Source organism: Rhodococcus sp. NPDC059969 (genome assembly GCF_042738325.1).
Classification (GTDB): Bacteria; Actinomycetota; Actinomycetes; order Mycobacteriales; family Mycobacteriaceae; genus Rhodococcus_F.
Window position 1 is genome coordinate 406,067 of record NZ_JBHWUF010000004.1, and the last position, 20,186, is coordinate 426,252.

Annotated in this window: 21 protein-coding genes; 8 read left to right on the plus strand and 13 right to left on the minus strand. The window is 62.3% G+C overall.

The features are described 5' to 3' along the window. Positions 1 to 23: 23 nt before the first annotated feature. From ACFWAD_RS15680 to ACFWAD_RS15690, 3 genes are read right to left on the minus strand one after another with little or no spacing between them, the layout of a single operon-like run. Positions 24 to 914: a sucrase ferredoxin gene (locus ACFWAD_RS15680; protein ID WP_378545367.1), complete on the minus strand. Its 891-nt coding sequence runs from the start codon at positions 912 to 914 to the stop codon at positions 24 to 26. Between the two features lie 58 nt (positions 915 to 972). Beyond that, a complete protein-coding gene (locus ACFWAD_RS15685) occupies positions 973 to 1,545 on the minus strand; it encodes a YdeI family protein (protein WP_378545277.1) in 573 nt (190 codons plus the stop codon). 9 nt (positions 1,546 to 1,554) lie between these two features. Further along, complete coding sequence (locus ACFWAD_RS15690) at positions 1,555 to 2,058, minus strand: hypothetical protein (protein WP_378545280.1); 504 nt, start codon at positions 2,056 to 2,058, stop codon at positions 1,555 to 1,557. 128 nt (positions 2,059 to 2,186) lie between these two features. On the opposite strand from ACFWAD_RS15690, the gene ACFWAD_RS15695 reads away from it, so the two are divergent. Continuing rightward, positions 2,187 to 3,032, plus strand: coding sequence for an alpha/beta hydrolase (locus ACFWAD_RS15695; protein WP_378545283.1), 846 nt, complete (start codon positions 2,187 to 2,189; stop codon positions 3,030 to 3,032). Here the strand turns inward: ACFWAD_RS15695 and ACFWAD_RS15700 are convergent. Then, positions 3,017 to 3,973 carry a GlxA family transcriptional regulator gene (locus ACFWAD_RS15700; RefSeq protein WP_378545286.1) on the minus strand — a complete coding sequence of 319 codons (957 nt, stop codon included), beginning with the start codon at positions 3,971 to 3,973 and terminating at the stop codon, positions 3,017 to 3,019. The two genes, ACFWAD_RS15695 and ACFWAD_RS15700, sit on opposite strands and share 16 nt — an antisense overlap. Positions 3,974 to 4,098: 125 nt before the next feature. Between ACFWAD_RS15700 and ACFWAD_RS15705 the strand changes: the two genes are divergently transcribed. Beyond that, positions 4,099 to 4,737: an HD domain-containing protein gene (locus tag ACFWAD_RS15705; protein ID WP_378545289.1), complete on the plus strand. Its 639-nt coding sequence runs from the start codon at positions 4,099 to 4,101 to the stop codon at positions 4,735 to 4,737. Positions 4,738 to 4,746: 9 nt separating this feature from the next. Here the strand turns inward: ACFWAD_RS15705 and ACFWAD_RS15710 are convergent, their stop codons facing one another. The 7 genes from ACFWAD_RS15710 to ACFWAD_RS15740 form a co-directional block, all read right to left on the minus strand. Then, positions 4,747 to 5,703, minus strand: a complete 957-nt coding sequence (locus tag ACFWAD_RS15710) for a R2-like ligand-binding oxidase (protein ID WP_378545292.1) — start codon at positions 5,701 to 5,703, stop codon at positions 4,747 to 4,749. A gap of 87 nt (positions 5,704 to 5,790) precedes the next feature. Next, positions 5,791 to 7,428 (minus strand): sulfatase-like hydrolase/transferase, encoded by a 1,638-nt coding sequence (locus ACFWAD_RS15715; protein ID WP_378447770.1) that lies wholly within the window; start codon positions 7,426 to 7,428, stop codon positions 5,791 to 5,793. Between the two features lie 45 nt (positions 7,429 to 7,473). Continuing rightward, positions 7,474 to 7,812: a DUF6292 family protein gene (locus tag ACFWAD_RS15720; RefSeq protein ID WP_064443375.1), complete on the minus strand. Its 339-nt coding sequence runs from the start codon at positions 7,810 to 7,812 to the stop codon at positions 7,474 to 7,476. 67 nt (positions 7,813 to 7,879) lie between these two features. After that, on the minus strand, positions 7,880 to 8,635 hold the full coding sequence (locus ACFWAD_RS15725; RefSeq protein ID WP_378447771.1) for an alpha/beta fold hydrolase: 756 nt from the start codon (positions 8,633 to 8,635) through the stop codon (positions 7,880 to 7,882). Beyond that, complete coding sequence (locus tag ACFWAD_RS15730; protein ID WP_378545295.1) at positions 8,622 to 9,467, minus strand: alpha/beta hydrolase; 846 nt, start codon at positions 9,465 to 9,467, stop codon at positions 8,622 to 8,624. Before ACFWAD_RS15730 ends, ACFWAD_RS15725 begins: the two co-directional genes overlap by 14 nt. Positions 9,468 to 9,632: 165 nt before the next feature. After that, positions 9,633 to 11,186 (minus strand): DNA polymerase Y family protein, encoded by a 1,554-nt coding sequence (locus ACFWAD_RS15735; RefSeq protein ID WP_378545297.1) that lies wholly within the window; start codon positions 11,184 to 11,186, stop codon positions 9,633 to 9,635. Next, positions 11,183 to 12,058 (minus strand): hypothetical protein, encoded by an 876-nt coding sequence (locus ACFWAD_RS15740; protein ID WP_378545299.1) that lies wholly within the window; start codon positions 12,056 to 12,058, stop codon positions 11,183 to 11,185. The genes ACFWAD_RS15735 and ACFWAD_RS15740 overlap by 4 nt, the downstream gene beginning before the upstream one ends. A 227-nt stretch (positions 12,059 to 12,285) precedes the next feature. Here ACFWAD_RS15740 and ACFWAD_RS15745 point away from each other — a divergent pair, with 227 nt between their 5' ends. Continuing rightward, complete coding sequence (locus tag ACFWAD_RS15745) at positions 12,286 to 13,485, plus strand: serine/threonine-protein kinase (protein WP_378534382.1); 1,200 nt, start codon at positions 12,286 to 12,288, stop codon at positions 13,483 to 13,485. Positions 13,486 to 13,513: 28 nt separating this feature from the next. On the opposite strand, the gene ACFWAD_RS15750 is transcribed toward ACFWAD_RS15745, so the two are convergent. Then, positions 13,514 to 14,902, minus strand: a complete 1,389-nt coding sequence (locus ACFWAD_RS15750) for an FAD-binding oxidoreductase (RefSeq protein WP_378545315.1) — start codon at positions 14,900 to 14,902, stop codon at positions 13,514 to 13,516. Next, on the minus strand, positions 14,902 to 15,738 hold the full coding sequence (locus ACFWAD_RS15755; protein ID WP_378545318.1) for a class I SAM-dependent methyltransferase: 837 nt from the start codon (positions 15,736 to 15,738) through the stop codon (positions 14,902 to 14,904). Before ACFWAD_RS15755 ends, ACFWAD_RS15750 begins: the two co-directional genes overlap by 1 nt. Before the next feature lie 134 nt (positions 15,739 to 15,872). Between ACFWAD_RS15755 and ACFWAD_RS15760 the strand changes: the two genes are divergently transcribed. The 5 genes from ACFWAD_RS15760 to ACFWAD_RS15780 all read left to right on the plus strand — a co-directional run bounded on the left by ACFWAD_RS15760 (position 15,873) and on the right by ACFWAD_RS15780 (position 20,054). Beyond that, positions 15,873 to 16,550: a helix-turn-helix domain-containing protein gene (locus tag ACFWAD_RS15760; RefSeq protein WP_283303251.1), complete on the plus strand. Its 678-nt coding sequence runs from the start codon at positions 15,873 to 15,875 to the stop codon at positions 16,548 to 16,550. Positions 16,551 to 16,660: 110 nt separating this feature from the next. After that, positions 16,661 to 17,245 (plus strand): M15 family metallopeptidase, encoded by a 585-nt coding sequence (locus ACFWAD_RS15765; protein WP_378545321.1) that lies wholly within the window; start codon positions 16,661 to 16,663, stop codon positions 17,243 to 17,245. A 2-nt stretch (positions 17,246 to 17,247) separates the two neighbouring features. After that, on the plus strand, positions 17,248 to 17,889 hold the full coding sequence (locus ACFWAD_RS15770) for a phosphatase PAP2 family protein (protein ID WP_378545324.1): 642 nt from the start codon (positions 17,248 to 17,250) through the stop codon (positions 17,887 to 17,889). A gap of 75 nt (positions 17,890 to 17,964) precedes the next feature. After that, positions 17,965 to 18,663, plus strand: a complete 699-nt coding sequence (locus ACFWAD_RS15775; protein ID WP_378545327.1) for a response regulator transcription factor — start codon at positions 17,965 to 17,967, stop codon at positions 18,661 to 18,663. Beyond that, positions 18,660 to 20,054 carry a sensor histidine kinase gene (locus ACFWAD_RS15780; protein ID WP_378545330.1) on the plus strand — a complete coding sequence of 465 codons (1,395 nt, stop codon included), beginning with the start codon at positions 18,660 to 18,662 and terminating at the stop codon, positions 20,052 to 20,054. Before ACFWAD_RS15775 ends, ACFWAD_RS15780 begins: the two co-directional genes overlap by 4 nt. The last annotated feature ends 132 nt before the right edge of the window (positions 20,055 to 20,186 follow it).

The following is a 20,186-nucleotide window of genomic DNA, read 5'->3' on the forward strand; positions in this document are numbered from 1 at the left end:
GATCGCGTAAAACCGTCGAGGAATCACAGATCCCGAATCGATGTGACGACAACCGGCCTGACCGGCTTGGGTGCCGCGCCGCAACTCGGTGGACGCGGCGCGAGTTCGGAGACTGCAGTCTCCACGGCCCATCGCCGGCCGTCCACATGTGCGACGACGCATGTCCCGTCACTCACCTGCTCGATGACAGCCAACTGGTCGATTCCACAGCTGATTTGTTGTCGCACTGCAATTTCCGAAGCCTGACCCGCCGGAGACCAGCAACTCCGACCACGCAGGCCTGGCAAATGGACTTGATCTCGGGAAGCCACCTCCACGGCCGTGACACTCTCACTTGCGGACAGACGGCCGTATGTATTGCCGCTCGGCAGCAGGATCATCGACGGCGCAAATCGGTGCCCGCCGGTATGCGAACACTCCCACACCTGAGGCCCGAAGGACGACATGAGCGCTGCGGCAATCGGCCTGCCGAATACAGCGCAGCACTGGTCGCGCTTGCCGTGAGCGCAGACCAATACGACTGGCTCGGTCACTTGCTCGCCCAATCCTGGTGGCGGCCCATCCAACAGGAAGAAATCGACGTCGAGTAAGTCCATCGGCGAATCGATGTGCAACCTTTCACACCATGAGTCGCTCGGATCGGAGCGCGCAAGCAGGACGGTGTGTCCATCAGTCATCGGGTCGGTGCGACCGGGTCGCCGAACGAACATGATTCGTACGTCGGCAGAGTCGGCTCGTCGGCTCAGCTCGGCGGCGAGCTCCTCCCCCAACGCCGTTCCGTCCAGCACGTCTCGACCCCAGGCTGCGTTGAATTCGAGACACACCCAACCCCGCACGACGGCAGCGCTGCCTGCCAGCGGTTCGTCGACAGCAGACAGTGCGGAACAGGTTTCGGCTTCGATCACGAGCCCTATTGTGTCAGCCGCGCTGGGTGTCGATTCGCAAGTGCCTGTGGCTCAGTGACGCGGCAGCTCAGTAGAACTTCTTGCCCTCCGCAAGCTGGTTGACGAATTTCTCGATCCTCCTGGCTCGCGTCTCCGGACGCTTTGCCTCCTGCAGTCGGTACGCGATGGTGAATCGGTTGGTGGAATTGAGCGTCGCGTAGAACTCGCGAGCCTTCGGGTTTTCCGCAAGCGCATCGAGAAAGTCTTTCGGGACCTCGGCCTTGGCTGATCCCTCGTACGCGCGATCCCACCGACCGTCGGCCTTGGCCTTCTCGATCTCGGCGATGCCGGATGGCTCGAGAAGTCCCGCGGCGTCGAGGCGGGCGACTATCTCGACGTTGCGTTTGGACCACGGACTCCGCGCGGTGCGTCGCGAAAACTTCTGTACGAAGAAATCGTCGTCGATTCGCCGTGCGAGGCTGTCGATCCAGCCGAAGCACAGGGCAACGTCCAACGCTTGGTCGTAGTCGATCGAGCTGTGCGACGAGGTCTTCTTGGCCATTTTCAGCCAAAGGCCGGGGACCAACTCGTGGTTCTCGGACAGCCAACGACGGAACTCTTCTCCGTCAGCGAAGTATTCGGTATCGAGTTCGACTGCCATCAGTGCTCCTCATTTTCGCGATACCCATACTCTGACAAAACCCTGCGACAAATATCCGAAAGTTCCGAGCGCGAGCACCCATTTGGCAATACTGACAGTCGAAGCGGCGCGAACCCTCGAGTCGGTGATGCTGTCGCGATGATCGAGGAAATGCAGTCCGGCCACGTTCTCGACGTAGTCGCCGGCCGCCGACAGTACCGGCGCGACGGCAAGGACGCGCCGAGTTGCGGAGGAAAGGGGAACCCGCTCCCCGAGCCGCTTGCTTGCTGACCGCAAAGCCATCGCGTAGATCGCGGGATGTACGAAGTCGGGGTAGTAGTGACTACGAAATCGCGCCGTGGCCGCCGCGTCCATGGAGTCCAAGATCTCGACGTACCGGCGAGCGGAGAACGCCGTCTGCACTTCCAATACTTTGGGAGCCACCGGCCCGAGTAGGCGAGCAATATTCGCTTGTGAGACAACAAAAGCGGTGGTCCACAGTGCCATCGCCTTTGCAGATCCAGTTGGTGCCATTCCACGATCGTGCCATCTTCGCACAACAGAACGGAACGGTCCGACGGAAAAGCTCGCCGAAAATGTGCATGAGGTTGCAAAAAGCGGGCATCCCGTATCGATCATCGGTCCGATAGCGGGGAGCGCGCATGTCGCCCAAGTCCAACCCGACAGTTCTGTTCATCCACGGACTCTGGATGCACCCGACCACCTGGGATTCCTGGGCACAGGTTTTCAACGCGCAGGGGTACCCCACGATGGCGCCGGGGTGGCCAGGGGACGCGTCGACGGTGGGTGAGACGCGCGAACACCCGGAAGACATCGCGGGACACGGCATCGACGACGTGACCGATCACTACGCCAAGGTGATCGCCGATCTCGACGAACCACCGATCGTGGTGGGGCATTCGTTCGGAGGTTTGATCGCGCAGAAACTGCTGGGCCAGAAGTTGGCGACCGCGGCAATTGCCATCGACCCGGCTCAGCCCAAAGGGGTGTTGAAACTTCCCCTCGTCCAACTGGGCAGCGTCTTCCCGGTCCTGTCCAACCCCGGGAATTACCGGAAGGCGTACTCACACAACAGAGAGTCGTTTCACAAGTCCTTTGCCAGCGCCGTGTCCAAGGACGAGTCCGACGCCTTGTTCGAGCAGTATGCGATTCCCGCCCCTGGTCGGCCGTTGTTCGAGGCAGCACTCGCCAACTTCGCGCCTCACAGCCCCGCTGCAGTGGATTTCAACGCGCAACGTGGACCCCTTCTGATGATCGGCGGCGGGAAGGATCGCACAGTACCGAAAGCCAGTTCGGACAGCTCGTTCAAGAAGTATGCCAAGGCTCCAACGGTCAACGAATACAAGGTCTTCGGCGATCGGGGGCATTCTCTGACCATCGACCACGGCTGGCGTGAGATCGCGGATTACAGCCTTGCCTGGCTCGACAGGCAGGGCATGAGCCCGCCGCAAGGCAAGCACGAAAGTCAGTCTCAGCCGAAAGCTTGAAAACGACGACGGTACACCTGCGGCGAGATTCCGAGATGCGTCGAAAATGCTCGGCGTAGGGATTCCGAACTGCCGAATCCCGCCAACTGTGCGGCTTCGGTCACCGAGTGGCCGGCATCGAGGAGCGCTTTCGCGGAATCGAAACGGATCAACTCGACGTATTTGGCCGGCGTCGTACCGAGTTCCTCGCGAAAGAGCCTCGTCAAATGCCGTGGGCTCAGATGCGCCAGGGCAGCCAGTTCGTCGACCGAGTACTCCCCCGCCGGATCGGCCGCCACCGCATCGACTACTGCGCGAAGCGCGGGCACCCGGGGTCGCGGCCCGCTCAACGACGGCGAGAACTGTGACTGCCCACCTGGACGCTGGAGGAATACCACCAGAAGTTGCGCGACGCGTCGGGCCATTTCTGCACCATGATCTCGCTCGAGCAATGCGAGCGCGAGGTCGATCCCGGCGGTCACACCCGCAGACGAGAACACCGTGCCGTCCTCGATGAAGATGGCGTCGGGAACTACCGTGATCTGCGGATAGGCGCGCGCCAGCGTTGCCGTGTGTTGCCAATGCGTCGTTGCGCGGCGTCCGTCGAGCAGTCCGCTCGCAGCCAGGATGAAAGTCCCGGTACAGATCGAGGCAACCCGCCCCGAACGCCCTGCCAGCTCACGTGCCGCCTCGCGTAGTTCCGGGCTCACCGGCGTGGACGGGAACACGTCGCCACCCATGACAAGCAACGTGTCGAAGGAACCGGAATCTGCGACGTCACAGTCGACCGGAATGCGCATGCCGGTCGACGAGTCGACATCGTGTCCACCCACCGAGCAGATCACCAACTCGTAGTTCGCTCCGCCGCGATTGGCCTCTGCGAACACCTCACTCGGACCTGCGACGTCGAGCAGTTTGACGCCGTCGAACACCAGGACGGCAACTCGATGCACTGCGGTCACGATCACTCCCCTTCGTCCTGATCTGTGGACAGTATGGCCGAGATCAGGGTGCGCCCGCGTGCGTGCTCGACCGACACTGGGATAGACCGAGAAATTCGCAGCAGCGACAAGCAGAGCAGGTACCGATGAACACGATCATTGCCGGTGTGAAAATCCCCGATTCGAAGATGGCTGCCAACGCCACCGAACTCGTCCGAGATACGGCGTCCGAGTTACTGTTTCACCACTCGCGACGCGTCTTCCTCTTCGGATCGCTGCAAGGCGCGCGTTTGGGACTGCACGCCGACCCCGAATTGCTCTACGTCGGCGCCATGTTCCACGATCTGGGGCTCACCGAGAAGTTCCGAGACAGTACGGCACGATTCGAATTGGACAGCGCGGACGAAGCACGGCGATTCCTCACCGGCTACGGAGTCGACGAAGCCGACATCCGCACAGTGTGGGAAGGCATCGCTCTGCATACGACGCCCGAAGTTCCATCCCGATTGGAACCCGAAATCGCCTTGGTGACAGCGGGTGTGGAGACCGACGTACTCGGAATCGGATACAGCGAACTCGACCAGGCCGACATCGACGCCGTCACCGCGGCCCACCCCCGCCCGGATTTCAAGAATCAGATCTTGAAGGCCTTCACCGAAGGTTTCAAGCACCGCCCCGAGAGCACGTTCGGAACGGTCAACGGCGACGTGCTCGAACATTTTGTACCTGGATTTCGGCACATCGATTTTGTCGAGGTCATCCAGAACTCGGCTTGGCCCCAATAGAACTCGACTTCAGCCGGCCGCCTCACTCATCGCAGCGGCATCTTCCGCCCCGAACTTTTCCTCGAGAGTTTCCGGCGAATAGTCGAGGTCGATCTCGGCGACGTCGCGCCCGCGCGCAGACTCGATCGCCGAAAGTCGGCGCTGCGCACGGTCTGCGGCATACTCGAGGAACTCCTGATTGTCCAAACCGAACGGCTGCACCTCGAATTGATCGTTGACCCAGTTGATCATTCCGAGCGCCATGGGCATGAGTTCACCCATCCGCTGCTGGACGACGTCCCAGTTGTGATCGTCGGCGGCGACGTGCCTTCGGCAGGTGAACGTCCCCCAAGCCATGTGCCGTCGTTCGTCGTCACCGATCTTCTGCACCAATTGCTGCATGCCAGGCAGGATTCCGCGCGTCGCACAGACTTTCTGCCAGGCGTAGTAGCCCGTCAACGCCAGACTGCCCTCGATGACGTGGTTGTACGTGACGCTGGCACGCACCTGGTTGACCGGGCTGGGATCCGTCTCGAGAATGCGTAGCGACGACGGCAACTCCTCGTAGAACAGTTGCCGGTAGTACGGATTGTCAGCGACGTAGGAATGCAGGTCACTGGTCAATCCCACTTCGTCCATCCACAGCCGAAATACCTGGGTGTGCTTGGCTTCCTCGAAACAGAACTGCGTCAAGTACATCTCGTCGCCGAACCTGCCCTCGGTCGACATCGCTTTCATGAACGGTTGAATGTCTTCGGTGACGGCTTCTTCACCGGCAATGAACTGCGCGCACAGGAAGGTGGCGCTGCGCTGCTGCTCGCTGGTCAGCTCCTGCCAGTCACGAGCGTCCTGGGAAAAATCGAGGTCGGTTGGGTTCCAGAATTTTGCATTTCCCTTGGTGAACAATCGGAGTGGGAACGAATCCCAGTTCAACCCTCCCGACCGAAGAGTACTGAAACCTTCTCGCCCCGGCGAGGTGACAGTCATGACATTCCTTCTTCCCGAACCGAAGACAGATGCCCCACCAGCATGCCCGCAGAACTGAAACGTGAATCAGTTTTGGCGAAATTCGATCTATTCCTTCAGAGAAACGCCCTTGGTCTCCATCACTGCGAAGAGCTTGGCGTTCATCTGAGCCGCCAGATCTGGCCGATACGAGCCGATATTGAGCGGATTGGCTAGATTGTTCAGTTCCAAGGGGTCGGCTTGTAGGTCGTAGAGTTCGTATTGCGGCGCAGCAACTCCCGCGGGATCGAAGTACATCGTGTACTTCCATCGACTCTCACGTATGCACCGGATGTGATTAGGCTGCGTGACGATGTTCTGACCGTCGGGCGTTGCGCAGTTCTGATCGTCGTAGGTGAACAGAATCGTGTCCTGGACCTGTGCGCTGGGACTTTGCGGATAGGCGGCAGCGTCGACGACGACCGGTGTCAGATCGGTGCCCAAGAAGTTCCACGATTCACGCGCAGGCGCTTGGGCGAGAGTGGCGAGAGTGGGCATCACGTCGATCAACGACGCCAGGGCGTCGGTGCGAACGGGCTCGGGAAACAGCAAGGGGTTGCTGATGACCAATGGAACGCGCAGCGTTTCCTCGTAGGCGTTGAACACCTTCTGCCGCAAACCTCCGTGGCTCATCCCCATCTCCCCGTGGTCGGACATGCGAACGATCACCGTGTCGTCGAGCATCTGTGGAGTGGCCTCGATCGCGTCGAGCACGCTGCCGATGTGTTCATCCACAACCTTGTGCATGTAGGCGTAGAAGTTGATGTAGTTGCGGGCCTGATCGGGTCCGAGCAGCGGCCCGAGCCCGGCTGCGAGCAGCAATTCCGACTGAACCTGTGCTGTCGGTTTGTGATTGAGCGCCAGGATCTCGTCGAAGGTGGGCGGCAGGTCGATTCCTTGCTCGAAGGCGCCTGGTGCGTCCGATCCGTAGTTGTCGCACGTTCCGTTCATCGCATTCCAGGTCTGGGGGTACGCGAGGACATCGTGCGGGTTCACGAACGAGACAATCAGCGCCCAGGGCTGTCCGGACGTGACTGCTGGTCCGGAGAGAAAATCGACTGCCTCCTCGGCAACACGGCGATCATGGTCTGCGCACCCGCCGCCGAAATGATCCGGATTGGTGTCCTGGCCCGCGTCCGGCGGAATCCACCCTTCGAAGCCGAATCCCGCCACGTCCTCGCTGGTCGGATCACCGCCGTCGACGCCTTTGCTCAGATGCCATTTCCCCCGGTACTGGACGTTGTAGCCGGCCGACGCCAGCAGCTTTGCCATGTTCTGTTCGGAGACCTGCAACTGTGGCTCGGTGGGTGAAACAGTGCCGCCTTCGGTGAGCGTTCTCGTGACCCCGTGCTGCGCGGGGTAGAGGCCGGTGAAGAACGTACTGCGACTCGGCGAGCACATCGCGGTATTGCACACCGCCTGGTCGAACGTCAGCCCGTGATCGGCAATCCTCTTGCGGTTGGGCAGATTCTGATCAGCCCAACCTTGCGGCCAGTACATCGGCCGGCGCTCCTGATCGGTGATGATGACAACGATGTTGGGTTTCTGTGGAAACCGATCGGCGGGCGCTGCTTGTGCCGGCGCCGCGCTCACCGCGCCGGTTGCGACGTCTGCCACTCCGGCGAGGACAAGAGCACCGACGCCACCGAGGAACGTCCGGCGCGGCAATGAATGACAATGCGAGGCTGGAACGTTCTCTGGGTTCACGTGCGTCGTCCTCTCGGAGGCGTTGTCGCCCCAGAGTTGACCGAATCACTCTTCGCTACACATGCTCGAGCAAACCGCCTGACTGATCAGCTCGATTACCCGATCCGCACAGCGCAGCGGATCCGGTGTCCGGCCGATGCCGAGAGTGTCGACTATCGAAATCGTTCTTCGCACATCAGCCTCCTCGACGCCCCACGACCAACCGAAGTCGTGATTCCAGAGCAGAACTGCGTTCTTCCCCGGATGGTTTCGGGCATGAACGGGGAGAACGATCACCGCATCCGTGCTCGGACCCTGCGGCCATCGAACTGTCTCACCGTGAACGGATCGTGCTACCGCGTCGACGTATTCGTGTGCGGACCAGTCGTTGCCGTTGGTGTGCATGGAAGTACATTCGGTGCCGCACGCGTTGTGGATGGGTTCTTCCCGGAACTGATCTGATATTCCGCTTTCAGGAAATGAACGGCAACACAACGGATTCGAATTGGCGGTGACCGTCGCGGTGGACACTGTGGCCGGTGCGGAAGGAGACCAATTCGCAGCGCGCGACGGTGGCTGCAACAGCGTCGAGGCGAACGGGGTCCACCATCCCACCCAGACCTCCACGCAGGAACAACATGTCGGCCTCGATGAGTGGCAAGCGATCCCACCACTGCGGATCCGGCCGGCGGAACTGCTCGAGCGCGGACCGCGTCATCGAGCGATCGAACGTCAGCGCGGCTCGCGGATGTCGCACCAAACTTGTTGTGGCGTGCCACAGTTCTGGCACACTCGGCAATTTCCTCGCGAACACCTGTTCCGGATCACCTGCGCGGAGTGGTAACGGCGCTTCCTCGATGACCAACTTCCGCACCACGGTGGGACGTTTCTGAGCGATCAACGACGCCGCGTGCCCGCCGAGCGAATGGCCGACCAGATCCACCTGATCGAGTTCGAGATGATCACACACGTCCATGACGTCGTCCGCGAACTCGTCGAACAGGTACGACGACGCCCGAGCGCTCCGGCCGTGGCCGCGAAGATCGACCGAGACAACTCGTCGGTTGCGCGAACGCAAGGTCCGCGCGAACTTGTCCCAGGTACCGCTGTCGCCGCCCATGCCGTGCACGAGAACTACCGGAGGCAGATCTGCCACACTGGGATGCGAGCCGGAATCGCGGTAGCTGATCTGGACCCCGCCGGCACTTCGTACGTTAGCGACACTCACGAGTTCCCAGGATAGACCTGTCCTCGCGGATTGCTGACGCGGTCAGCTGAGGCGGCAACTCCCCTGGTCTCGTGACCTCGTCGTAGCGAGCCAACCCGATCCTCGCGATGTTGCGCAGCGACTCGCTTGCATCGGCGAAGTATCCGCAATGCCCTCGAATGGCGCCGGTGTCGAAAACTATGGCTCCGTGCTGCGCTCGGACTGGAGACGGGCCGTGCCCGAGACGACCGATCTTCACGCGCGGGAAGTACCGGATCCAGTCCGACGGCCCCAGAGCAGCCCAGAGATTTCCGCCAAAGCACAGGTCCTCACGCGAACTGGTCCCCATTCCCGGGCTGCCGATCACCACACAATCGTCCGCGCGCGCCGACGGGAGGGCGAGTCCGCACACCACCGCCCCGTAGCTGTGCCCGACGAGCGTGACATGCGCCGAACGCGGCAGGATACGAGTCAACCGCGCCAGATCGATCGCACCGCGCTCTGCAAGAGTCCGCGAGAACGACTCGAGAAATCCCCACGGCGTCCGATAACCGACCCACACGATCACCGCGACGCGGTCGTTCGGCCCGAGCGTTCGGAGCATCCTTCCCAGTGTCCATCCGCTCGCTCGTGGTCCTGTCGGACGGTTCTCGTCGAAGTAGTTTCCCAGGCCGTTGTCATTGCCTGGCACGAAGATCACGATGTGCTCAGCTGTGGCGACGTCCCCGAATACCTCCACGATTCGGCCTTCGCCGGCTTCGTCGTACGCAAGAAGTTGTGCGTCGCGTAGCTCCGTCGGCCGGTAGTGAAGTCGATCGGTTCCGGAAACGTCAGATCGGCCCGCCGTTTTCATGACACTCCTCGCGAAGAGTTGCAACGACGAGAATCATTGCAACAGTGAGTTTTTGAATGTCATCAACGCTAGGTGCCCGACGGCGTCAGTACGATGGCGCCAGCGCCCCTACTGTTCGTACAGCCGACTCGACCATGTCCGGTACAGCTGGCTGTACCTGTGAACTCATTCGTACACACCCTCCACCGACCATCCACCGCCTTCACAGATCATCAGCAGCGCCCGCGATTCCTCCAGCAGAACCTGAGCCCGCGCCGCCGTGCGCGCCGAGGCAGCGTCCCACCATCGCTCGTCTACCGGCCATGGCCCGGCCCATCCCTGCACTGCCCATTCCTTGCTCCCCCACTTCAGCCTTCCCGGCTGCGAACTGAAGACTCCGCGCTCGGTGACGTACACGGCATTGCCGGCCATATCCCCCAGCCATACCTTGGGGTTGTCTACGAAGATCGACCCCGGAGAGGGCTGCGGCAGACGACCAGGCCACGGGGCTGTCGGATCATGGGCAGCTACCCGCTCGTCTCCCACGGGCAACAGGGTAATTCGCTCCGAGGGTCCTCGACCACCGCTCAGGACACCGACCTGAACCGATTCGCCGCCCAGAAGACCTTGCACGCGCACCAATGCTCGCCTGGCCCGCTCCTCCTCGTCGCCGACCCCGCCCCACAGTCCCAACTGCAAGGCACCGGCACTGACCACCTCCACCGGTTCCAGACGCAACACCGCTATGCCTGCAGTCGGCCGGGTCTCACTGCGCCCGGTGAGCCAGCCGTCCAGTTGCCAACGCACTCGATCGGCCGTTCCCTCTGGCGTCAGAGGTTCGGCGCAACGCCAAGTCCGAGAAAGATTTTCACCGTTGCCCGTGCTGGCCGAAATCGACAGACGCGTACACGCGACCGCGGCGGCGGACAACTTGTCGTGCAGCAGACTTGCCAAGGCACGCCCGGCAAACGCTGCGGCATCTACCCGCTCGATCGACGGATCGTAATGCTGCTCCACTTCCAGGTCCGGCGGAAGCGTCCGCGCCGACGGTGGCCGCTCGGGTTCACCACGCGCGGCACGATGCGCGAGCACCGCATCGGCACCGAAACGCGAAGCGACGTCCACTGCCGGTAGATCTGCGAAAGCACCGATGGTCCTGATCCCGAGTCTGCGCAGCAGATCGACCAACTCTCCGCGATGCGGCGCAGAGAGGCTGGGCTCGGCCGCCAACTCCGGCATGGGTAGGGGCGCCAGAAACCGTGCCCCCTCCCCCGGCGGCACCAGCGCTGCCCGGCGTGCGGCAATGACCGCCGTGGACAGCTGATCCGCCACACCCACCTGACTCTCGACGCCCGCAGCAGATGCCTGATCCACCAATCGTTCCGCCGCGGCTTCCTCCGAACCGAAGTACCGACTGACACCTCGCGCACTGAGCACCAGCAAACCGGGACGGAGTACCTCGACGCCCGGTGCCACCGCATCGATGGCCGCGGCGACCGGCTCGAACAATCTGGCGTCGCGTTCCGGATCTGCCGTCGCCACATACAGTTCCGGGCAGCGGGCCTGCGACTCGCGTCGACGCAAGCCTCGGCGAACTCCCTCCGCGCGGGCCGTCGCCGAACATGCGATCACCCGATTACCCGAGGTGACCGCGACGGGATGTGTTGCCGGAAGATCGGCAAGTGCTGCCGCTGCCACCGCCGGCCAGTCCGGGCACCACAACGCCAGAACTCTGCTCACAGTGACACCACCTGCTCCGTCATCACCTGGGACGACACAGTCTCCACCGGCTGGGAAGGCACCCACTCGACCCGGCCGGCTGCACTGCAGATGTCCAGGCGCGTGGTCCGGGGCTGGAACGAGCGCCCCCGTGCACGAACCGCGAGGCTCAGGGAACTGAGCCGACCACGCCCCAACTCCCGGCCCTGACCGAACCCACCGTAACCATGGACCCGAGCGTCCAACCGAACTTCGGCTCCGTCCCAGTGACCTTCGGTGACAACAAGAGTCGAGCCCTTGCTCCGGGCGCGCGCCACCACCGCTCGCGCACGCGACGGGGATACCGATGCACCCGCCAACCCCAGAATCACCAGATCCATACCGTCGAGCAGCACAGCGGCGATCTCGACCGGATCCGGCCCAGGCGCCGGAATGAGTGCCAGACGTTCCAGTTGCGCACCCATCTCGTACGCCGCCAGCAATCCCAGTCGAGGCTGCCCGATGACTGCAACATGCCCTCCGGACGCCGTCACGGACGCGACCAATCCCAAAAGCAAGGACGCCGCGCCCTCGACGGACACCACGGTTCCGCGCACCAAACCGCCCTGCGGTAGCAATGCCCCGATACCTTCCGGCACTGGGAGAACACCAGCCTTGTGCGCGCGGTCCACGACCGGTATGTCCCGGTCGGCAACACTCTCGAAGGCTGCTGCACTTGTCCCGGAAACACCAGTTGCGGACACACCGGTAACAGACACACTCGGTCCGGAGAACGACGTATCGCCGCGAGAGGGAATGGACGCGATCTGTCGGCGGAGCTGTGCCAGCCGATCCTGACGGGACAACCCCGCCGCATCTGCCGACAGCTCTACCAACTCGGTCACCTCGGTCATCCCCATCCTCCGGAACACCGGAAAAAACTCACTGGTCGCAATCCATAACCAGCCGGCAAACCGCGGGGAAGTCGGGTTTGACATGCATCCAACGAACAGCAATTTCGAACATATTTTCGAACCGTTTTCAGTAAACCGTGTCACCCCCGACACGTCAAGCAGAGCCAAAAACCCAGTTCACAGGAGCCTCGAGCGTCACAGTGGCATCAATCCATTAACCTTGAGATGTGACAGCTCAGGAGCAGACCGGGAGGGGCATCGGGCCCGAATACCTGCTGGCGGGGCGGTACCGACTCCGCTCCAAGATTGGCGACGGAGGGATGGGCGCCGTCTGGCTGGCCCGCGACACCCTCCTCAGCCGTGACGTCGCGGTGAAACAGGTCACAAGTACGGAAGGCCTCGACACCGAAACGGCCGAAGAGGTCCGCGAACGCACATTGCGCGAGGGCAGGAACGCCGCAAAGCTCACCCATCCCCACTCCATCGCCATGTACGACGTCGCGATCGAGTCCGGCGAACCCTGGTTGGTCATGGAGTACTTCCCGGCTCGCAGCCTCGCCCAGGCCATGAACCTGGCCGACACGTTGCCACCACTCGAAGTCGCGCAGATCGGCGCGCAGATCGCTGCGGCACTCACCGAAGCGCACGCCGCAGGCATCGTCCACCGCGACATCAAACCCGGCAACATCCTGATCGCAGACCGAGGCAAGTCCCTCGGCACCGTCAAGATCAGCGACTTCGGCATCGCCCGTGCAAAGAGCGACGTGTCCGACACCCAGGACGAAGTCATCACCGGCACTCCCGCGTACTTCGCACCCGAAGTTGCCCGCGGCGACGACCCCACCGAGGCCAGTGACGTCTTCTCACTCGGGTCGACGCTCTACACGGTGATCGAGGGTCAACCGCCCTTCGGTATCGACTCGGACGCCATCGCCCTACTGCATCGTGTTGCCAAGGCCGAGATCTACCGACCCACCAAGTCCGGACCGCTCACCGACGTTCTCCTTCAACTCCTCGAGCCGGACCCCATCCGACGGCCGACAATGGCTCAGGCACGCGACGCTCTCGCTGCAGCCGCGACGGGCGGTGGCACGATCGAGCAGCTGATCGACGCTCCCGTCTACTCGTCCGAGGGCGCCGTACCGGCCTGGGCTCACCGGACCACACAACTTGCCGACCCACACCGCCGCAATCGCTTGACCGGATCCACGATCACCGGACTTCCAGCAGTGCAACAGAACACGCCACTGCGGAACGTTCCCAGTCCGATGGACATGTTCTCCTGGCCGCCGCGAATACCGACCGGGCCCGCCGATGCCAGCACCCGTGACAAGGTAGTGGCCTGGGCTCCCCTCGCCATGACCGGCATGATTGCCGTCATCATCTTGGCCGCGCTGATCGTCGTCATCCTGGTATTCACGGTCTGACTGGTGTTCGCACTCTGATTTGGACGCCTTACGCGGGCAGAATATTTGCGTTGAGGTGAAACACGTTGTCCGGGTCGTACTTCGCCTTGACTGCGGACAATCGCGCATACTTCGCCGCGCCGTAGGAGGCTCGCACTCGGTCCTCGTCGACATCGGTCATGAAGTTGACGTACCCGCCTTGATTGGACGAGAACGGACGCAAGGCTTCCCAGGTCTCACGCACCCACGATCGGTCCAACTCCAGCGTTCCGGCATCGGTGGCCGTAGCCGTCATGTTGCACACGTAATGTGGTGTGCGAGAACCACCGAACGCAGTCTCGTCCTCGCCGACGGAAGTGAAAGCTCCCTGCAGCGGAAAGATCGGCATGAAGGACATCGGCGACGATTTCTTGCCCGCTTGCTCGGTCAGAACATCGATCACGTCGTCGGAGAAATCCACCAGGTCCAAAGCCTTCTCATAGGCGTACGCACCCCACGGTTCCGAGTCGTCGAGCATCGATTGCAAACCGGTGTACGGGAGCGGGGTGACGAACTCGAACAGCGTCGGCACGCCCTCTCGGATCGGCGCAATCGCATTAGAGTGTTCCTCTTCCGATCCGAAACCGGCTACCAGCAACGCGTATCCGGGTAGCAGGTGAAACTGATCCGGGACAAACGGTGCCGGCGGCGCGGACAAACTGACGGCAACCATCGCTCCCGCATTTCTCGGCAGGGCAGGCACCACTTCGCGGCACAGACGAAGCGCTGCGGGTCCGTCCTCCATTCCCCAGAAGAACAGTCCCAGATGCACTTCCGGACCGATCTCGCTCAGACGGTACTCGAACTCGGTGACCACTCCGAAGTTTCCGCCGCCGCCGCGCAGAGCCCAGAACAAGTCGCTGTGATCGTCCTCGGAGGCTCGCACGATCGAACCGTCGGCAAGCACCACCTCCGCCGACACCAGATTGTCGATCGCCAGGCCGAGCGTGCGGGTCAGCCACCCCATGCCGCCACCGAGCGTCAGGCCACCGACGCCGGTATCACTGATCACTCCACCGGTCACTGCCAATCCGTGTTCCTGCGTCGCGGCGTCGAGGTCGGCAATCGTCGCACCACCGCCGACCCTGGCTCGCTTCGCGGACGGGGCGACGGTTACCACGTTGATCGCGCTGAGATCGATCATCACACCGCCTTCGCACACCGATGTGCCGCGGTAGGAATGCCCGCCACCTCTGACCGAAACCTCCAATGAATGGGCTCTGGCAAATGCAAGTGCCACAGACACATCCGACGCCGACCGGCACCGGGCGATCACCGCAGGCCGATGGTCGATCTGCCCGTTCCAGATCGATCTGGCGTCGTCGTACTCCGGATCTCGGGGACCGAACACAGAACCTGTGATCGCCGATTTCAGCGGCGCGAACTCGACTGTCGTCATCACGCACCGCCCTTATCGGGTGTCGCGGTGAGAAGCAGGTACTCCCACTCCATCACGAACGGCTCACTTCCGGTGCCGTACTTTTTCGCCAACTCGAGCAGATCTCGGTCCAGTGCCTGCGCTCGGTCAGGATCGTCGCCGATGTTCCGGTACACCGCGATGGTCGGCCCGTAATTCTTCTTGAAGAAATCACGGAAATCTTCCGGTCCGCTGAATGTCTCCACACGCAGTACGTCTGTCCTGGCGTCGACATCACCGAGCAGATCACGAACATGGTTCTCGTCGCCCCACAACGGCGCCGGTTGGGTGCCGGGGGGCGGCGGCGGCGCATACGGCTTCATCGTTTTGAACATCTCGCCGATGAATCCCGTCGGAGTCCAACTCAGCACTCCGATCTTTCCGCCGGATCGGCATACTCGCAGAAGTTCGTCCGCGGCACGCTGATGGTGCGGGGCAAACATCACGCCGACGCACGAGAGCACCACGTCGAACTCGTTGTCGCCGAAGGGAAGAGCCTCGGCATCGGCCTCCTGCCAATCGAGTTCGACACCCGCGAGCGTCGCGGCCTCCTTTCCTGCCACGAACAGTTCGGGAGCCAGGTCGGTGGCGATCACCTGCGCACCCAGCGCAGCCGCCGGAATGGCGGCGTTGCCGGACCCCGCCGCGACGTCGAGCACCCGATCTCCTTTCTGCACGCCGCATTCACGTACCAATACAGGTCCGAGTTCCGCGATGACCTGCGCCGCTACCGCCGGATAGTTACCGAGACCCCACATTGCCCGGTGCTTCGCCTTCAGCTCCCGGTCCAACCCGAGAGTTCCCGTTGATCCACTCATTACCGTTCTCCTTCAATATTTTTCGTACTCCGAACCAACAAAGTTGATGCCGTTACTTCGACGCTACGACGACGGTTCGCACCTCTCCAGTACGAAATCTGTACCGGAGCACCCCGGAGGCCTACGATCGAGAGATGGGGTCCTCGTACCACCAGTTCTGCCCCGTCGCCAAGGCGATGGAGCTACTCGACGAGCGGTGGACACTGCTTCTCCTCCGCGAACTGATCATGGGAAGCGAGCATTTCAACGATCTCCGCCGCGGGCTTCCGCGAATGTCACCGACACTGCTCTCGACCCGGCTTCACCAGCTCGCGGTCGCCGGCATAGTGGAGCGAGAAGAAACCGACTGCGTCGTCAGCTATCGTCTGACCGACGCCGGCCGTGAACTGCGTCCCGTGGTCGAAGCTCTCGGCATCTGGGGCACCAGATGGATCGGCGAGCTCGGCGACGAAGATCTGGATCCGAAACTGCTGCTGTGGGACATGCATCGCCGGGTGGATCATTCCGTGGTGCCCGACGGCAAGACCGTGGTGCACTTCGCGTTCTCCGGAGTGCGTGGACATTCGCGGAACTGGTGGCTCGTCATCAATTCCGGCGAGGTGGACATGTGCGATATCGATCCAGGTTTCGACGTTGCGGTGTCGGTCTCTGCTGGCTTGCGACCGATGACCGAGATCTGGCGCGGTAACCTGACCTGGTCGGACGCCATACGGTCCGGTGATGTCACCATTTCGGGGCCGACAGCGTTGCGTCGTAGCTTGCCTTCGTGGTTCGAACTCTCGACTTTCGCATCGATCCCGCGCCCCGCATAGCGCACGCTCACCAGCCCCGTTCCGTCCTGTTACAGAGCTGTTGCAGACCGTGACACCGCCGACGAACGGTGACCATCTGCCGGTGACACTGACCGAGCAGTCTCTGATACATGCCCAGCCACCGCGGAATCATCCGCTTCGTCGCCCTCGGTGCGGTCGTGCTCGGTGCGGTCACGCTCAGCGCGTGCTCGTACACAGAAGAAGCACAGCCGAAGAGCGGTAACTACCTTGCCACTCAGCCTGATTCAGGACCTTCAGGCGGCGAGATCGAAGACGGCATCAGCTTGCAGGACACTCATGTGCCCGCGCTGGCCCGACTCGATACCGCACTGCTCGCGGCGCTGCAGTCGGCAGCGGCCGACGCACAGGCATCCGGAGTGGACATGCACGTCACGTCGGGATGGCGGTCCGCGGCATACCAACAGCGACTGTTCGACGAAGCCGTCGTCAAGTACGGCAGCGTGGACGAAGCGTCCAAGTGGGTGCACTCCCCGAGTCTGTCGAAGCATGTCAGCGGGCTGGCCGTCGACATCGGACCGACAGACGCCGACGACTGGCTCATACAGCACGGCAGCGATTACGGCCTCTGCCAGACCTATGCGAACGAGATGTGGCATTTCGAATTGGCAACCACTCCCGGCGGGGAATGTCCGCCCCAGCTGAGCAACCCTTCGGACGAGAGAGCGGAAGGCTGATCATGACACGAGTCAAACCAGCGAGACTGATTGCCGCACTGGCACTCTTGATTCTCGGAGTCGTCGAATTCGAATTGGCGGTCAACACTACCGGTGGTCAGATCGTCGACCAACAACTCATGGTGGGCGCGGCCACCTCCGAACGCCTCAGTGTGTTCTCCGCCGAATTCATCGGCCTCGTCACCCCGATACTGATAGTGGGAGGAGTGCTCGTGGCGCTCATGATCACATTGCGCAACAACCCGATTGCGCTAGCTTTACGCGTCGTCGTCGTGACCCTCGGTCCCATCACGACGGCCTGGGTTCTCAAACAATCGCTGGATCGACCGGACCTGAACGGTCTGGTGATGCACAATTCCTTTCCCAGCGGCACTTTGACGGCCATCACTGCTCTGGTCTGCGCGATCGTGATCGTCACGCCCTCGAGGTGGCGGGCGGTCGTTGCGGTCAACGGTGCGCTGATCACCATCGGAACCGCGATCTCGGTAGTCGTGCTGCAATGGCACCGCCCGAGCGACGTGATCGGTGCACTACTGCTCGTCGGCTGCTACACCCTTGCTGTGTCGGCATTTCCGTTGAACACCAGCGTCGCCCGGCATGCGGTGCTGGCAGACTCAGGCAACGAGCGACTCTCGCGAGTGTGACCCCTGTACCCTTGGCAGACCCAGATTCCTCCGACCGCAGAAGGCCCCTGATCATGGCGAGTCCAAGGTGAGCTCATGGTGAGCATTCTTTTCATAGAAGACGATCCAGCCGTGGCCGAGGCAATCACGTTGGGACTGAACCGACTCGGGCACAACGTCAGCCATCGTCCCGACGGTAACGGCGACTTCGACGACGCCATGGGGGCCACCGACCTCGTCCTACTCGACCTCGGGTTGCCGGGAGCCGACGGTTACGAGATCTGCCGACGTATCCGCACCCGAAGTTCGATCCCGATCATCATTCTGACCGCTCGATCCGACGACATCGACACCGTTGCCGGTCTGGAAGCCGGTGCCGACGACTACGTCGTCAAACCGGCCAGTCCGCGTGTCCTCGACGCTCGGATCAAAGCCGTCGTCCGCCGTTCGGCACCCGCAACGACGCGTCCAGATGTGGCGCCGGGTGCAGAGACGTTCGGCGACCTGGAATTGGATCGGTCGTCATTGCAGGTGCGCAAGGCCGGGACGCTGCTGACCCTGACCCCGACCGAACTCCGACTGATACTGGCGCTGACCGAGAACCCCGGACAGGTCCTCAGCCGCAGGCAGTTGTTGTCCGCAGCCTGGGACCAGGAGTACCTGGGCGATTCCCGAATCGTCGATGCGGCGGTGCAGCGACTGCGCGGAAAGATCGAGGACGACCCAGCCGCACCGACCGTCATCGAAACGGTGCGCGGATTCGGGTATCGCTTCAACACCAGCTCAGCTCGATGAGACCGCCCTGGCTTCAGGTCGACGGTCTGCGGACCAGGCTCGTGCTCGTGTTCATCGCAATCGTCGTGATCATCGCCGGGGCAACCGCAGGCGTCGTCTCGTTCATGGCGCGGTCGTGGATCTATTCCAACGCTCAGGACGTCGCAACAGCACAATTTCGCGACGAACTGCAGTACAGCAACGGAGTGCCGGTAGACGAGTTGACACCTGCCAACCTCGAACAGATTTTCCAATCCGACATGACACTGATCGCCGACGGCGAAGTCATCCGTCAAGGAACTGTGGATGCGGCGACCATCCCGCCCAGCTTCGAGGACGGTTTGGACAGTCCCAAACTGATCCGCTTCGAGCGACTCGACTCACAGCGCATCATGTTGGGAATGTCCGTCAATGTCGTGGACATGAGCGCAGACGACGGCTACGACAACGAGACACTGGTCAAAGCCGTTACCATCCGGCCGCTGGTAGGGGTGCAGGACAAGTTCGACGACCTACTTCGAGCAGTCGGTCTCACCCTCGCGGCGGGTGTGCTGGTGAGCGGTCTGCTCGGACTCTGGATCGCGTCGACGCTGGTCCGTCCGCTCAAACGCCTGGACGAGGCCGCCGCCCGTGCCGCCGACGGCGACCTGAGCGTCCGACTCCCCGAAGACGGAGTAGCCGAACTTGCCCAGGTCACAACAACGTTCAACAACATGGTCGCTCGCAACGAAGCGGTCATCCGAGGTCTGGAAGAATCGGAAGAGCAGTCGCGAAGATTTGTCGCCGACGTCTCCCACGAGCTTCGAACGCCGCTGGCCGCACTCGTGCCGGTCAGCGAAATTCTCCGTGAAGAGATCCCCAATCTTCCGCCCGACGCCGCCGCTGCCGCGCGCATCGTGAGCAGTGAGATCGGCAAGCTCACTCGACTTGTCGAAGACCTCATCGAAATGTCTCGCCACGACTCTCAGCAAGCGCACCTCGTCCTCGACGACGTCGACCTCGTCGAATTGACCGAGCGCACACTCGAGAGCCGCGGCTGGATCGAAACCGTCGAACTCAGTGCACTTGAAAATGTCAGTGCCAGAGTGGATTCGCGTCGAATCGACATCGTCGTCGCCAACCTCGTCGGTAACGCATTGCGCCACGGAGCGCCCCCGGTTCGCGTCGAGTTGAGCGTCGAACCCGGTTTCTCCGTCATCACCGTCGTCGACCACGGCCCCGGCATCTCACCGGAGGATCGGCAGGCGATCTTTCGGCGGTTCTACAAGGTCGACACCGCGCGCGGACGCAGCGAGGGCAGCGGACTCGGACTCTCACTCGCCGTCGAGAACGTGCACTTGCACGGCGGCACCATCGGCGTCGACCAGGTGGACGGGCGCACCGTCTTCACGGTACGCCTGCCCAATCGCTGACCCCCCTCCCCGAGCGAACGTACCTTTCAGCGCACCCAGGCGGGCTCAACCGGTGATTGCAACGGCCCTGATCTGGGGAGATGACAGATGGGTCGATCTGGGGTCGCCGCGAGCGAAGAACAGGTCGCTACA

What these genes read in the sequence shown, in the direction of transcription:
- ACFWAD_RS15740 (WP_378545299.1), bottom strand. Translation starts at nt 12,058, where the DNA reads ATGACCGAGGTGACCGAGTTGGTAGAGCTGTCGGCAGATGCGGCGGGG.
- ACFWAD_RS15755 (WP_378545318.1), bottom strand. Translation starts at nt 15,738, where the DNA reads ATGAGTGGATCAACGGGAACTCTCGGGTTGGACCGGGAGCTGAAGGCG.
- ACFWAD_RS15690 (WP_378545280.1), bottom strand. Translation starts at nt 2,058, where the DNA reads ATGGCACCAACTGGATCTGCAAAGGCGATGGCACTGTGGACCACCGCT.
- ACFWAD_RS15705 (WP_378545289.1), top strand. Translation starts at nt 4,099, where the DNA reads ATGAACACGATCATTGCCGGTGTGAAAATCCCCGATTCGAAGATGGCT.
- ACFWAD_RS15685 (WP_378545277.1), bottom strand. Translation starts at nt 1,545, where the DNA reads ATGGCAGTCGAACTCGATACCGAATACTTCGCTGACGGAGAAGAGTTC.
- ACFWAD_RS15695 (WP_378545283.1), top strand. Translation starts at nt 2,187, where the DNA reads ATGTCGCCCAAGTCCAACCCGACAGTTCTGTTCATCCACGGACTCTGG.
- ACFWAD_RS15750 (WP_378545315.1), bottom strand. Translation starts at nt 14,902, where the DNA reads ATGACGACAGTCGAGTTCGCGCCGCTGAAATCGGCGATCACAGGTTCT.
- ACFWAD_RS15775 (WP_378545327.1), top strand. Translation starts at nt 17,965, where the DNA reads ATGGTGAGCATTCTTTTCATAGAAGACGATCCAGCCGTGGCCGAGGCA.
- ACFWAD_RS15730 (WP_378545295.1), bottom strand. Translation starts at nt 9,467, where the DNA reads ATGAAAACGGCGGGCCGATCTGACGTTTCCGGAACCGATCGACTTCAC.
- ACFWAD_RS15760 (WP_283303251.1), top strand. Translation starts at nt 15,873, where the DNA reads ATGGGGTCCTCGTACCACCAGTTCTGCCCCGTCGCCAAGGCGATGGAG.
- ACFWAD_RS15710 (WP_378545292.1), bottom strand. Translation starts at nt 5,703, where the DNA reads ATGACTGTCACCTCGCCGGGGCGAGAAGGTTTCAGTACTCTTCGGTCG.
- ACFWAD_RS15720 (WP_064443375.1), bottom strand. Translation starts at nt 7,812, where the DNA reads ATGCACACCAACGGCAACGACTGGTCCGCACACGAATACGTCGACGCG.
- ACFWAD_RS15770 (WP_378545324.1), top strand. Translation starts at nt 17,248, where the DNA reads ATGACACGAGTCAAACCAGCGAGACTGATTGCCGCACTGGCACTCTTG.
- ACFWAD_RS15780 (WP_378545330.1), top strand. Translation starts at nt 18,660, where the DNA reads ATGAGACCGCCCTGGCTTCAGGTCGACGGTCTGCGGACCAGGCTCGTG.
- ACFWAD_RS15765 (WP_378545321.1), top strand. Translation starts at nt 16,661, where the DNA reads ATGCCCAGCCACCGCGGAATCATCCGCTTCGTCGCCCTCGGTGCGGTC.